This window comes from Kocuria sp. WN036 (assembly GCF_002287015.1).
Taxonomy (GTDB): domain Bacteria; phylum Actinomycetota; class Actinomycetes; order Actinomycetales; family Micrococcaceae; genus Kocuria; species Kocuria rosea.
This window is the reverse complement of record NZ_NSKF01000037.1, coordinates 1-13,950: the sequence shown is the minus strand read 5'-3', so window position 1 is coordinate 13,950 and position 13,950 is coordinate 1. Positions and strand designations below refer to the sequence as shown.

Annotated in this window: 9 protein-coding genes; 4 read left to right on the top strand and 5 right to left on the bottom strand. The window is 70.1% G+C overall.

Annotation, left to right across the window (positions count from 1 at the left end):
* Positions 1–30 precede the first annotated feature (30 nt).
* Positions 31–1,233 (top strand): M20 family metallopeptidase, encoded by a 1,203-nt coding sequence (locus tag CK505_RS16520; RefSeq protein ID WP_017831941.1) that lies wholly within the window; start codon positions 31–33, stop codon positions 1,231–1,233.
* Between the two features lie 237 nt (positions 1,234–1,470).
* Here CK505_RS16520 and CK505_RS16515 read toward each other — a convergent pair whose 3' ends face one another.
* Both CK505_RS16515 and CK505_RS16510 read right to left on the bottom strand, forming a co-directional pair.
* On the bottom strand, positions 1,471–2,874 hold the full coding sequence (locus CK505_RS16515) for an MFS transporter (RefSeq protein WP_172604365.1): 1,404 nt from the start codon (positions 2,872–2,874) through the stop codon (positions 1,471–1,473).
* 223 nt (positions 2,875–3,097) lie between these two features.
* A complete protein-coding gene (locus tag CK505_RS16510; protein WP_095651747.1) occupies positions 3,098–4,513 on the bottom strand; it encodes an amidase in 1,416 nt (471 codons plus the stop codon).
* A 762-nt stretch (positions 4,514–5,275) separates the two neighbouring features.
* On the opposite strand from CK505_RS16510, the gene CK505_RS16500 reads away from it, so the two are divergent.
* A complete protein-coding gene (locus CK505_RS16500) occupies positions 5,276–5,938 on the top strand; it encodes a GntR family transcriptional regulator (protein WP_017831937.1) in 663 nt (220 codons plus the stop codon).
* A 227-nt stretch (positions 5,939–6,165) separates the two neighbouring features.
* On the opposite strand, the gene CK505_RS16495 is transcribed toward CK505_RS16500, so the two are convergent.
* The 3 genes from CK505_RS16495 to CK505_RS16485 are packed head-to-tail and all read right to left on the bottom strand — an operon-like array spanning position 6,166 to position 12,004.
* The gene (locus CK505_RS16495) at positions 6,166–7,656 is read right to left on the bottom strand and encodes an NAD-dependent succinate-semialdehyde dehydrogenase (protein ID WP_095651746.1); all 1,491 of its coding nucleotides are present in this window, start codon (positions 7,654–7,656) and stop codon (positions 6,166–6,168) included.
* A complete protein-coding gene (locus CK505_RS16490; RefSeq protein ID WP_255250989.1) occupies positions 7,653–10,715 on the bottom strand; it encodes an FAD-binding and (Fe-S)-binding domain-containing protein in 3,063 nt (1,020 codons plus the stop codon). Before CK505_RS16490 ends, CK505_RS16495 begins: the two co-directional genes overlap by 4 nt.
* A gap of 8 nt (positions 10,716–10,723) precedes the next feature.
* Entirely contained in the window at positions 10,724–12,004 is a 1,281-nt protein-coding gene (locus CK505_RS16485) for an aspartate aminotransferase family protein (RefSeq protein WP_031282210.1), read from the bottom strand.
* A gap of 65 nt (positions 12,005–12,069) precedes the next feature.
* Between CK505_RS16485 and CK505_RS16480 the strand changes: the two genes are divergently transcribed.
* Together CK505_RS16480 and CK505_RS19105 are read left to right on the top strand one after the other, a co-directional pair.
* A complete protein-coding gene (locus tag CK505_RS16480) occupies positions 12,070–13,071 on the top strand; it encodes a D-2-hydroxyacid dehydrogenase (RefSeq protein ID WP_095651744.1) in 1,002 nt (333 codons plus the stop codon).
* A 691-nt stretch (positions 13,072–13,762) separates the two neighbouring features.
* On the top strand, positions 13,763–13,950 hold a 188-nt coding region (locus tag CK505_RS19105), incomplete at its 3' end, for a transposase (RefSeq protein ID WP_217987563.1).

Below are 13,950 nucleotides of genomic sequence, written 5' to 3'. Positions count from 1 at the left end.
ACGCGGGCGCAGCCCGGTCTGAAAGGAATCATGCAGACTGCACAGGAGCTCGAGCGCGCCGTTCTCGACCTCGTCGACCCGGACGAGGTCGTGGCGCTGACCCGCGCGCTCGTCGGTGCCGGCGGGGAGAACCCCGGCGGCACCGAAGAGCGCACCGCGCGTGTCCTGGAGCGGGCCGGCCGGGCCCGCGGGCTGGAGGTCCGCACCGACCCGGCCGCCCCGGGCCGGCCGAACGTGGACGTCGAGCTGACCCCCGGCGGACCGGTCGGGGACGGGCCCGGCCTGCTCTTCCTCGGGCACTCCGATGTGGTGCCCGCCGGGCCCGGGTGGAGCCGGGAGCCGTTCCGCTCCGTCGTCGAGGACGGCCGGGTCTACGGGCGGGGGTCCACCGACATGAAGGGTGGGCTCGCGGCCGTGCTCGTGGCCATGGACGCCCTGCGCCGCTCGGGTGCGGAGCTGCGCGGCCCCGTGCGGTTGGCCTGCACCGTGGATGAGGAGGACCTGGGACTCGGGATCCGGCACCTGACGCGGCGGGGACTCGGGCGGGGCTTCCGCGGTTGTGTGGTCGCCGAGCCCACAGACCTCCAGACGGTGGTGGGCTGCCGGGGCGACGCCTACCTGGAGCTCGAGGTCACCGGGGTGCCGGCGCACTCCGGGCGGCCCGCGGACGGACGCAACGCCATCGACGCCGCTGCCCGGGTGCTCGAGCTCGTCCGCGCCGACCACGACCGCCGGCAGCAGGACCTCGATCCGCTGCTGGGCGCCGGCACCTGGAACGTCGGGCGGATCGAGGGCGGGCGCACCACCTCGATGGTCGCCCCGTCCTGCCGGGTGTGGCTCGACCGCCGGCTGATGCCCGACGAGGACCCGCACCAGCTCGCCGCGGACCTGGTGGCGGCCGTGGACGCGGCCGGCATCACGGGGGACGGCATCTCCGTGAACATCGAGGTCACCATGGCCATGCCGGGGTTCCGCACGGACCTCGACCACCCCCTGGTCACCGCCGTGCACGGCGCCGTCGCCGACCTCGGCGGCCCCGCGTCGGTGGGCGGGTGGACCGCGGCCTGCGACGGCGGCTTCATCGCCCGGGACCACGGCGTCCCCACGGTGGTCATGGGCCCCGGCGGCCTCCATGACCAGGCCCACCAGGTCGACGAGTCCGTGGGCGTGGACGAACTGCTCCTCGCCGCGCGCGCCTACGCCCTCACCGCGCTGCGGCTCCTCGGCGCCTGACTGAAGTTCCCTCCCTGGCTTGCGGGGGACTTCCGGCGTCACCGGGACACCCACGTCCCCCGCCGCACCACGTCTCGAAGTCCAAGCACAGGCCGTTCCCGTGCACCGAAGCTGTCATCCCGTGTCGATGATGCGCCTGGGGCCCTGCGCTGCGCCGGTGGCAGTCACGGCCCGTGGGCGGAGATGGCAGAGACCCCCGCACCTCGGAGCGAGGTGCGGGGGTCTCCAGGTGGAAGGTCAGGCCCGGGCCCGGGCGCGAATGATGTCCTGCGGCTTCGTCTCCGGGATCTCGGTGCCGCGCAGGGACGCGCCGACGGTCTCCTTCATGGTGCGGACCGCGATAAGTCCAACGACGCAGGCTGCCATCATGTAGAACGCCGGAACCAGCGGGGTGCCGGTGGCCTCGATGAGCGCTTCGTTGGCGAGCGGGGCGGTGCCGCCGAAGACCGCGGTCGCGAGGTTGTAGGTGATCGCGAAGCCGGCGTAGCGCACGTGGGTGGGGAACATGGCCGGGAAGGTCGCGGAGATGGTGGCCAGCTGCGGGATGTAGAGCAGACCGAGCACCGCGAACCCGAGAAGGGCCCACCAGAACCCGTTGGCCATGAGCATGTACATGGGGATGGCCAGGACGAACAGTCCGATCAGCGAGGCGTACCACATGGGTTTGCGCCCCACCCGATCGGACAGGGCCCCGGCGAAGGGGATGACGAGCATCATCGCGAACTGCGCGACGAACATGATGGTCAGCACGGTCCGGGAGTCCATGCCGGTCTGACCCTCCAGGTAGGTGGGCATGTAGCTCAGCAGGGTGTAGTTCACCACGTTGAGCGCGATCACCAGACCCGTCATCGTGAGCATGGGACGCCAGTACTGGGTGAGCAGGTCCTTGAGCGCCGTCCCGGCGGAGGACTCGGCGTGGCCGGCCTCCTCCAGCTCCAGGAAGATGGGCGAGTCCGCCAGGCGGGACCGGAGGTAGAGACCGATCAGGCCCATGGGTCCGGCGAGCAGGAACGGGATGCGCCAGCCCCACTCGCTCATGGCCTCGTTGCCCAGCACCACCTCGCCCGACAGGACGATGAGCGAGCCGAGGGCGAAGCCGCCCAGCGTGCCGAACTCCAGGAAGCTGCCGAGGAAGCCGCGCTTCTTGTCCGGGGCGTATTCGGCCATGAAGGTCGCGGCGCCGCCGTACTCGCCACCGGTGGAGAAGCCCTGCACGGCGCGGAGCAGGATCAGCAGGATCGGGGCCGCGATCCCGATGGTCTCCACCGAGGGGATCAGACCGATGCAGAAGGTGGCCCCGGCCATGAGGATAATCGTGAGCGCGAGGATGCGCTTGCGGCCGAGGCGGTCTCCGAGCGGTCCCCAGAACAAGCCGCCCAGAGGTCGGACGAGGAACGAGAATGCGAAGGTGCTCAGCGCCAGGATGGTGCCGTACTCGCCCGGGAAGAAGTTCTGGGTGATGTAGACGACCGACACGGCGTACACGCCGTAGTCGAACCACTCGGTGGCGTTGCCGATGGCGGAGGCTGCGACGGCGCGGTTGACCGTTTTGGCGTCCGGTTCGGGCCGTCCTGTTGCCGGGTTGCGGGGCAGGCCGTCCTGCCGGGCGCCGGAATGGCCAGGATCGTGGTGTGAATTCATGGAATCCTCCAAGAGTGCGGATGGTGCACCGGCTGGCGCCCCGGTTGTGCTGGGCTTGCCTTGAACGGAACAGCCCGCGTGAATGATGGTCAACAATTCGTCAGGTGTCGTGGTGCTTTTGGTGCACCGGGGTCAGGGGTGCTTGCCCCCTCCCCTCGTGCGCGGCCGTGGTCGGATGCCGCGCGGTACCCGACGCAGTGGTGCTCCGGGACTGAGGCGGCCGTCAGCCACCGCTGACCACCGCCCGCGCGGGCGGCTGGGTGCCCCAGGCGGTCGCCTGCTCGTATGCCTGGGCGGCGCGGAGCACCATCCGGTCCGCGTGCCGGGGCCCGATGATCTGCAGTCCCGCGGGCAGGCCCGCCCCGGTGAGGCCGCAGGGCACGCTCACCGCCGGTTGCTGGGTCATGTTGAACGGGTAGGTGTACGGCGTCCAGCTGGTCCAGTTCGGGGAGTGCCAACCCTCCGGCGCGTCCTGGCCCCGGGGGAAAGCGGGGATCGGCAGGGTGGGGGTCAGCAACAAGTCATAGGTTTCGTGGAAGCGCCCCATGGTCACGCCCAGGTCCATCCGCACAGCCGTGGCGTCCAGGAAGTCGGAGGCACTGATCTCGCCCTGCTCCTCGATACTGCGGCGTAGCCCCGGGTCCACCTCGTCCATCGCGCCGGGACCATAGCCCTCCAGGACCTTCGCGGCACCGGCGAACCACAGGGTATGAAAGGCCTCGACCGGGTCCTGAATACCCGGGTCCACCTCCTCGACCACGGCACCGAGCTCCACAAACCTCTCGGCGGCGCGGCGGACGAGCCGCTCGATCTCGGGATCGTTCTGCCCGAACCCCAGTGTGGGCGAAAAAGCGATCCGCAGGCCGCCGACCCCGCCCTCAAGCTCTTCCAGGAAGGACCAGGTGGGCGTCGGCAGGGCAGACCAGTCACGGGAGTCGAAGCCCGTGATGATGTCCAGCAGCAGGGCGGCATCAGCCACGGTGCGGGTCATGGGACCGGCGTGGGCGAGCGTGCCGAAAGGACTGGCCGGAAACATCGGAATGAGGCCGTAGGTGGGCTTGATCGCCACCGTGCCGGTGAAGGCGGCAGGGATCCGGACAGAGCCACCGCCGTCCGTTCCCACGGACCAGGGCCCCATGCCCATACCCACGGCCGTGGCGCTGCCGCCGCTGGACCCCCCCGAGGTCAGGTCAGCGCCCCATGGGTTGCCGGTCGAGCCGTGGCGCAGGGAGTCGGTGACCCCTTTCCACGCGAACTCCGGGGTGGTGGTCTTGCCGAGGAGCACGGCACCGGTCTCGCGCAACCGGGCCACACAGGGGGCGTCCTCCTCCCACGGCCGGTTCGCGTCGATGAGCCGGGTGCCGCGCAGCGTGGGCCAGCCCCGGGTGTAGAAGATGTCCTTGATGGACGTGGGGACCCCGTCGCCGGGGCCCAGCGGCTCCCCCGCGTGCCATCGCTTCTCCGATTCGGCGGCCGCCTGCAGGGCCTGCTCGTGGTCCACGGACACGAAGGCGTTCACTGCACCGTCCAGCTCGTCGATGGTTCGCAGTGCGGCCCGCGTGGCGTCGACCGGGGAGAAGCTGCCCCGGCGGTAGCCGTCCAACAGCTCGAGCGCCGTGAGTTCCGTCAAATCAGTCATGGTCTTCCTTTTAGGTCGAAGTCGGTCGAACGGGGACCACGATGGGGCCACTCCGGGTGGTCGCGGGAGACTTGCCGCCCTGCGGAACGAAGAGCAAGGCATCCGAGACGACGTGGTCCGCGGACGTCAGGCTGAGAGGCCACGAGAGAAAAGGGAAGACCACGCCGGCCCGGATCACCGCCGCCCGCCAGGTCCCCGTGGCCGGGCCGGGCGCCCGCACGGCACGGGCATGCTCCTCCATGGCAGTCGCCGATAGGCCACAGCCCAGCAGTAGCGTCCTGAAATCGGCTGACTGCCCCAGGGACCTCGGCCGCACGGTCAGCAGTGAACGAGCGGTCCAGGATGGGCACATCGGGGAGCGCACTGGGAAACACGCGATCACCATCCCACCGTCGTACGATTGTCTACAAGAAGCATATGGTGTTGATGTGAGCTAGGCAACAAGGGGAAGGCATGAGGCGCGCCGCGGAGTGTCGGCACGGCTCCGGAACCACTGAGAATGAGCCTGAAGACCGCCTACCGCAGTCTCGACACCCTTCCTCCGCAGGGTCGCCCACAACCGGCACCCGGACGTGCGTATCGGAGCAGGTCACAGGCGGTGGGCACGGGGAATGTCAAGGTGCTCAGCGGGTCATCAGAAGGCGCGGAGCACTGCAGGGGAAGCGAAATCGGGACACCGTGCAGCCCTCGCTCTAGTCCGCTTCGGGATATGATTGTGAACAATATCCTTGTCCAGCACGGTTACCCATGGTCGGAGGCACCATGACCAGCTCCATACTTCAACCGGTGGTCCAGGAGACGACGCCTGCCCTCATCGCACGGCAACTGCGCCGGGCCATCGGCGAGGGCGACCTGGTGCCTGGTCAGCAGTTGAACGAGGCCGAGCTCAGCCGCCGCCTGGGTGTGAGCCGCGGGCCCCTGCGGGAAGCCATGCAGCGACTCACCCAGGAGGGCCTGCTGGTCAGCATCAGGAACCGGGGCGTGTTCGTCATCGAGGTGACGGACGACGATGTGCGGGATATGTACCTGGCGCGCACCGCGGTGGAGCGGGCGGCCGCGATGCGAGCCATCCAGGTCGACGCTGAGCACGCGGGTGAACGACTCCTCGAGGTGGTGCGGACGATGACGGCTGCGGTCGCGCAGAATGACACGGACGCGCTCACCGAGGCGGACGTGGAGTTCCACGCGCTGCTCGTGGCCCTTGCCGGCAGTGCCCGGCTTTCCCGGATGCACACCACGCTCATGGTGGAGACCCGTATGTGCATCACCGCGCTGGAGAGCCGGTACAACTCCCACATCTTCCGGCTGGACGAGCACCGGGGCATCGCCGAGGCGATCGGACGATCCGATGTGGAGCGCGCCGATCGGCTGCTCCTGGACCACATGGAGGACGCCATCGGCCGCCTGAGTCCCTCCGAGGGCTGACAGGAGAGCACCACTCACGTCCGGGACTCTCCGGAGCCGGTCCTAGTCCAGTCGACACCGACCGACCCATCCGCCCGCCCCTGAGTCACCCACGGGTGGGCACCGGGCAGAGGGCAGACGAGAACGCATCCAGTTGTACCTGAAACGCGCGGGTGCTCCTTGCCCGGCCAGGACAGTCGGGCGAGGAGCACCCGCGCGTGCGGGGCCCGGCGCACCGGGCCGTTGCGTCAGCCGCGGGGGACGGCCATGTACTTGGTCTCGAGGAATTCCTCGATGCCGACGCGGCCGCCCTCCCGGCCGAGCCCGGAGGCCTTGATGCCGCCGAAGGGTGCCGCGGGGTTCGAGACGATGCCCGTGTTGAGCCCGAGCATGCCGACCTCGAGGGCGTCGCCCACCCGGAAGCCGCGATCGATGTCCTGGGTGAAGAGGTAGCCCACCAGGCCCCACGGGGTGTCGTTGGCCATGCGGACGACCTCCTCCTCCGTGTCGAACGGGATCACGGGGGCCACGGGGCCGAAGATTTCCTCGTTCATAAGTTGCGCGGTGGGGTCCACGTCGGACAGGACGGTCGGCGAGTAGAAGTAGCCCGGCCCGTCCGGACGGGACCCGCCGCAGACGACCGTGGCGCCCTTGGACACCGCGTCGTCCACCAGCTCCTGCACCTTGGCCAGGGCCTTTTCCTCGACGAGGGGGCCGACGTCGGTGCCGTCCTGCGCGCCGTCGCCGACGGACAGCGAGCCCAGGCGCGCGGCGAGCCGCTTCGAGAACTCGTCCGCGATCGAGCGCTGGACGAACAGGCGGTTCGCGGCGGTGCAGGCCTCGCCCATGTTGCGCATCTTCGCGGCGACGGCGCCTTCCACGGCACGGTCCAGGTCCGCGTCCTCGAACACCACGAACGGGGCGTTGCCCCCGAGCTCCATGGAGGAGCGCATCACGTGCTGGGCGGCCTGCTCGAGCAGGCGCACGCCCACCTCGGTGGAGCCGGTGAAGCTGATCTTCCGGGCGATGCCGCTGGACATCCAGGGGCCCACTACGGAGGAGGCCTTGGAGGTGCAGATCACGTTCAGCACGCCCTCGGGCAGGCCGGCCTCCACGAGGATGTCCACCAGGGCGAGGGAGGACAGCGGAGTGAGGTTCGCGGGCTTGAACACCATGGTGCAGCCGGCGGCGATGGCCGGGCCGATCTTGCGGGTGCCCATCGCCAGCGGGAAGTTCCACGGGGTGACCAGCACGCACGGGCCTACCGGCTCCTTGGACACCAGGATCCGGTTCTTGCCGTCACCGGTGGTGGTCTGGTCGCCGCCGATGCGCACGGCCTCCTCGGAGAACCAGCGGAAGAACTCGGCCGCGTAGGCCACTTCACCCTTCGCCTCGGCGAAGGGCTTGCCCATCTCCGTGGTCATGATCAGGGCCAGTTCGTCCTGGCGGTCCATGATGATGTCATACGCGCGGCGCAGGATCTCGCTGCGCACCCGGGGCGGGGTCTTCGCCCAGTCCTTCTGGGCGCGGCCGGCGGTCTCGATGGCGCGCTGGGCGTCCTCGGTGCCGCCGTCGGCGACCGTGGCGATGACCTCTTCGGTGGCCGGGTTGACGACGTCGAAGCGCTTGCCGGAGGCGGCCTCGCACCACTGGCCGTCGATGAACAGACCGGTGCTGACCTTGCCGACGGCGTCGAGGGCCTGCTGGGAGGTGCGGGAGGCGTTGACATTGGTGGTCATGGGGTGTCCTCTTTCGGGGTCGTGGAGCGGGTTCTGTCGGAGGCGGCCGGCTGCGGCGGGCCCGGGTCCAGGATCTGGGCCAGGTGCAGGCCCGGTCTGGTGGCGTCGAGTTGGTTGATCTGCATGGCGCAGGAGAAGCCGTCGGTGAGCACGGCGGTCTCGGCCCCCGTGCCGCGCAGGGCCGGTGCCAGGGCGTTCTCGGCGACCTGCATGCTGACGTCGTAGTGCTGCTTCTCGAAGCCGAAGTTGCCGGCCACGCCACAGCAGCCGGCGGCGTCGACCACATCGGTTACGCCCGCGGCGGTGAGCGCGGCACGCTGGCCGGCCGCACCGAACACCGAGTATTCGTGGCAGTGGGTCTGCAGCACCACCTGCTCGGGCACGGGGCGGGCCGGGGACGGGGTCCACCCGCCCGCGGCGCGCTCGGCCGTGTGCGCCGCGAAGCTGCGCACCCGGGCGGCGACCCGCCGCGCCTGCTCCGTGGGGACGAGCTCGGGCAGGTCCTTCCGCAGAGCCGCGGCGCAGCTGGGCTCCACGACCACGATCGGGCGGTCCGTGCCGTCGTCGAGGGCCTCCGCGGCCCGGGACAGCAGCTTCTTGGCGGTGCCCAGCTGGCCGGTGGAGATCCAGGTGAGCCCGCAGCAGGCGTCGGCGGAGCACTCCACGGTCTCCCCGGAGTCGGCGAGCACGCGGGCGGCGGCACCGGCCACCTCGGGGCGGAAGCCCCGGGTGAAGGTGTCCACGAACAGCAGCGCGGTACCGGCGCCCGGCTGCTGCGCGCCGGCGGCCGTGACCTCCCGGCGCCACTCCCTCGCCCCGGCGAAGCGCGGCATGGTGCGCTTAGTGGTGAGCCCACCCACGACGGCGGCGACCTTGGCCAGGGGCGTGGCCAGTACCGCGTTGACCAGCGGGGCGATCCGCCCGGTGAGCTTGAGCCAACGCGGCAACCAGCCCAGGGAGAAGTGCGAGATCGGACGGAGTCGGCCCTGGTAGTAGTGGTCGAAGAACTCGGACTTGTAGGTGGCCATGTCCACCCCGGCCGGGCAGTCGGTGGCGCAGGCCTTGCAGGACAGGCACAGGTCCAGGACCTCCCGCACCTCCTCCGAGCGCCAGCCCTCCTGCACGGTGGCCGCACCGCGGACCATGTCCTGGAGCACCCGCGCCCGGCCGCGGGTGGAGTCCTTCTCGTCCCGGGTGGCCCGGTAGCTGGGGCACATCACCCCCCCGGTGTCCGCGCGGCAGCGACCCACGCCGATGCAGCCCTGGACGGCGTGCACCCACGGGTCGGTGCCCGCGCCATGGGCGGTGGCCGGATCGTCGGTCTCCACCAGCGATCCGCCGCCGTGACTGCCGACCGGGCGCAGATCGAAACTTGTGCGCCACTCCCGCGCCGGGATGCCCTCCAGCGCCAGGTGGGCGTCCATCGGGTCCGGGGCCGTCATCGAGCCGGGGTTGAGGATCTCCGACGGGTCCCACAGGCGGCGGTACCGGGCGAAGGCCGCGAGCACCGTCGGGGAGTACATGATCGGCAGCAGCTCCGAGCGGGCGCGCCCGTCCCCGTGCTCGCCGGACAGCGACCCGCCGTGGCGGACCACCAGCTCGGCGGCCTCGCGGGTGAAACGGCGGAAGACTTCCCGCCCGGCCTCGGTGCGCAAGTCGAAGGTGATGCGGATGTGCATGCACCCGGCGCCGAAGTGGCCGTACATCACCCCGTCCAGGTCGTGTTCGGCCAGCAGGACGCGCAGGTCCGCGAGGTAGTCCGCGAGGTCCTCCGGGGCCACGGCCGAGTCCTCCCAACCGGGCCAGGACTCCCCGCCGCTGGCCAGCCGGGATGACAAACCCGCCCCGTCCTCGCGCACGCGCCACAGCGAGGCGCGCTCCACGAGGTCGGGCACGGCCCGACCCTCCACAAGTCGGCCGTTCTCGGCCAGCCTCGCCAGCAGGCGGTCGGCCTCGGCGGCCACCGCCTCGGGCTCGGATCCGTCGAGATCCACGAACAACCAGGCCCGTCCGGCGGGCAGGCCCAGCACGGAGCCCGCTCCGCGCCGGAACCGCATGGTCTCCACGATGGCCTCGTCGGTGCCCTCCACCGCGGCGGGCGAGAACTCGAGGATGGTGGTGATGTCCCGTGCGGCCTCCACGACGTCCTCGTAGCCCAGGCACACCAGCAGCGCGCTGGCAGGCTTGGGTACGAGCTTCATCCGGGCGCGGACCACCACGGCGCAGGTGCCCTCCGAGCCCACCAGCGCGCGGGCCATGTTGAACTTCTTCTCCGGCAGCAGGTTCTCCAGGTGGTACCCGGAGACCTGCCGCTGGATCCGGCCGAGCTCGACGCGGAAGGCGGCGAGGTTCTCCCGCGCCAGCCGCGTCAGCGACTCCGTCAGCTCGGCCGCACGGGCGGCCGACGCGTCGTCGGACGGATCGGTGGCGCGCAGACCCGTGGTGGTGGCCGTCAGCCGCGCGCCGTCGGTGGTGACAACGTCGATCTCCACCACGTGGTCGGAAGTGCGACCGTAGCGCACGGAGTGGTTGCCGCACGCGTCGTTGCCGATGGCCCCGCCCACGGTGGCCCGGTTTTTCGAGGAGGGGTCCGGGGCGAAGGTGGAACGGTTGCCGGTGGCGCGCTCCACCTCCCGAGTGAGGTCCGACAGGACCACGCCCGGGTCCACGTCCACCGTGCCCGAGGCCTCGTCAATGCCGTGAATGCGGTTCAGGTAGCGGGAGAAGTCCAGCACCACCCCGGGGCCCACGGCGTTGCCCGCCATGGACGTGCCCCCGCCGCGACCGATCAGCGCAGTACCGGTCTCCCGGCAGGCCGCCACCGCGGCCAGCACCTCCTCCACGGTCCGTGGGAACACCACCGCCAGCGGGGGCACCCGATAGTTGGAGGCGTCATAGGCGTACTCGGCCAGCCGGCGCGGCGAGGAGTCCGCCGCTACCCCCGCCGCGGCGAGGAGGCCCAGCACAGCGGGGTCGACGGCGGCCTCCCTGCGGGCGGCAGCAGCTGCCGTGCCAGAGGCTACGACGTCGGGGAGGGCGGGAACGGTGGCTTCGCTCATGCGTGCTTTCAGGCTCCCGTCGTGCCCGCAGGGACAGCACCGACCACAGCGGCCACAGCGGCCTCGAAGCGCTCCAGCCCAAGGGAAACTTCCTCTTCGGTGACCACGAGGGCGGGGATGAGGCGCACCACGTTGCCCTCCGGCCCACAGGTGAGGGTGAGCAGTTCCTGCTCCGTGGTGGCCTGCTGGACGGCCGCGGCCGTCGCGGCGTCCGGGGTGCCGTCCTGGGCGGTGAACTCGATGCCCTGCATCAGGCCGAGGCCGCGGACGTTGCCGATCACGGGGAAGCGCTCCTGGATCTGGATCAGCCCGGCCTGCAACTGGTCGCCGCGCACCCGCGAGTTCTCCACCAGACCCTCCTCCTTGACCACCTCGAGGGTGGCCACGCCGGCGGCGGCGGAGACCGCGTTGCCGCCGTAGGTGCCACCCTGGGAGCCCGGCCAGGCCTTGGACATGGTCTCGGTGGAGGCGGCGATGGCCGAAATGGGGAAGCCGGAGGCGACGCCCTTGGCCGTGATGATGATGTCCGGAGTGGCGGTGGAGTGCTGGTGGCCCCAGAACTTGCCCGTGCGCCCGACGCCGGCCTGCACCTCGTCGAAGATCAGCTGGATGCCGTACCGGTCGGCGCGCTCCCGCAACCCCTCCATGAAGGCCGGCGGGGTTGGCAGGTAGCCGCCGTCGCCCAGGGCGGGCTCGATCAGGAACGCCGCCGTGTCGTTGGGCGCGGTGCGGGTCTTCAACAGGTAGTCCAGCTCCTGGAGGGCGAAAGCCACGGCCGTGGCCTCGTCCCAGCCGTAGCGGTAGGCGTAGGGGAACGCCGACATGTGCACCCCGGCCATCAGCGGCGCGTATCCGGCCGAGAACTTCGTGCCGGCCGTGGTGAGGGAGGCCGCGGCCACGGTGCGACCGTGAAAACCACCCTGGAAGACGACGATGTTCGGCCGGGCCGTGGCCATGCGCGCCAGACGGATGGCGGCCTCGACGGCTTCGGAGCCGGAGTTGGCGTAGAACACGGAGTCCAGCCCCTCCGGAAGCACCTCGCCGAGCTTCTCGGTGAGCTGCAGCAAAGGCTGGTGCATCACGGTCGTGTACTGGGCGTGGATGATCTTGCCGACCTGCTCCCGAGCAGCCGCCACCACCTTGGGGTGACAGTGACCGGTGCTGGTGACACCGATGCCGGTGGTGAAGTCCAGGTAGTCCCGGCCGTCAGTGCCATAGATCCAGCTGCCCAGGGCGTGGTCCACGACCACGGGGGTCGCCTGCTTGAGTACGGGGCTCAGAGATGTCATGGCTCACATTCTTCCCAACGGATCGACTTATTGTCAACAATCGTCCGGGGTCTTACAGTGGGCCCATGGAAGAGACAGCGCAGTCCCAGCCCTCTCAGCGTCGCCCGAAAGTTGTCGCGCTCACGGCACCCGGCACGAGCGCCCCCTACAACGCCTTGGATTTCGAGGATCACGCCGATGTGGTGTGGACTGATGCGGAGGGTCTTTCTGGGGCCCTGCCCGGGGCCCAGGTCTTGTTCGTCTGGGACTTCTTCTCCCCAGCCTTGCGTGACGCCTGGTCTTACGCCGACTCCCTGGAGTGGGTCCACGTGGCCGCCGCGGGCGTGGACTCCCTGCTCTTCGACGAGCTGCGGGACTCCTCCGTCCAAGTCACCAACGCCCACGGCGCCTTCGACGGGCCCATCGCGGAATTCGTCCTGGCCTCGGTGCTCGCTCACGACAAGCAGCTGCACACCAGCAAGGAGCTTCAGCGCCGGTCTGTCTGGCAGCATCGCGAGGTAAGGCGCAGCGCGGGGCAAAACGCGCTCGTGGTCGGTACGGGCGGGATCGGGCGTGCCACGGCCCGGCTGTTGCGCGCCCTCGGCCTGGAGGTGCGAGGTGCCGGGCGCACTGCGCGGGGGGAGGACGCGGACTTCGGGACCGTTGTCCCCAGCGCGGAGCTGGCCGAGCACGCCGGATGGGCGGACCACCTCGTGCTCATCGCTCCCCTGACGGAGGACACCCGCGGTCTGCTCGGCGCGGATGTGCTGGCCCGGATGAAGCCCACCGCCCATGTGGTGAACGTGGGCCGGGGCGCGTTGGTTGACGAGCCGGCCCTGGTCCAGGCCCTGCGAGAGGGCCAGATTGCGGCCGCGTCGCTGGATGTCTTCGATGAGGAGCCGTTGCCTGTCGAGCATCCGTTCTGGCAGATGGACAACGTGCATGTGTCCGCGCACATGAGCGGGGACGTCGTCGGTTGGCGAAACACGCTGGCGGACCAGTTCGTACAGAACCTCACTCGCTGGTGTACCGGCGAGGAGCTGGTCAACCAGGTGGACAAGCAGCTGGGTTACGTGCGCCGGGCCTGAGGCGCGGGAGCTAGTATCCCCGCGCAGACCTGAATGACAGTAGAGCGCGCAGAAAGACGAAACGAGAGCGGGGCCGGGAATCCTCCCGGCCCCGCTTCTTCACATTGAACCGCCGATCACGCCTCAACCATCATGGTCACTCGACCGCGACCCTGAGCGGGAGCTCGTAGACCCTGAACACAGCACGTGTGTCCCCGCCGGCCACGCCGAAAACCTCCTCCAGCCGCCGGAGACCTCCTTGGCGAGTGAGAACCGGTCGCGGACTTCCCCGGCCGAGGTGATGCGCACCGTCAGGTTCACGATCGAGCTGATCCGTTCGAGGGAGCTGGGATGCTGGGACAGGGGTCGTCAGGCGGTTGAGCGGAGGTGACCTCGGTGGCGCGCCGGTTCTCGGCGATGCCAACCTCCGCTCCCAGCTTGCCGGAGACAAGCATCGTGCCATGCCATGGCGTGCCGGTACGGAGTGTTCCCCGAGGTGTAGGTCGGATTGCGCACTTACTTGACCAGGACGTAGCTGGTAGCCGACTCGGCAGGCCACACTCGGCCTACCAGCCGATCAGGGATAGAGGCCCCGGGTGGTGTGCGCCTCGGCCACGCGCTGAACGGCGGTCAGGGTGGCAGCCTCGCGCAGGGGACTGATGCACGGTTCGGTGACACCTGATCTGTGGCGCTGAGAGGCGTCGATGGAAGGATGTACACCATGCCCAAGCCCTATCCCAAGGAGTTCCGCGACGACGTCGTGAACGTCGCGCGCAGCCGTGAACCCGGGCAGACGATCAAGCAGATCGCTGCCGACTTCGGCATCGCGGAATCCTGTCTGCGCAACTGGATGCGCCGAGCCGACGTCGAGGACGGTCTCAAGCCCGGAACGCCGGCGGC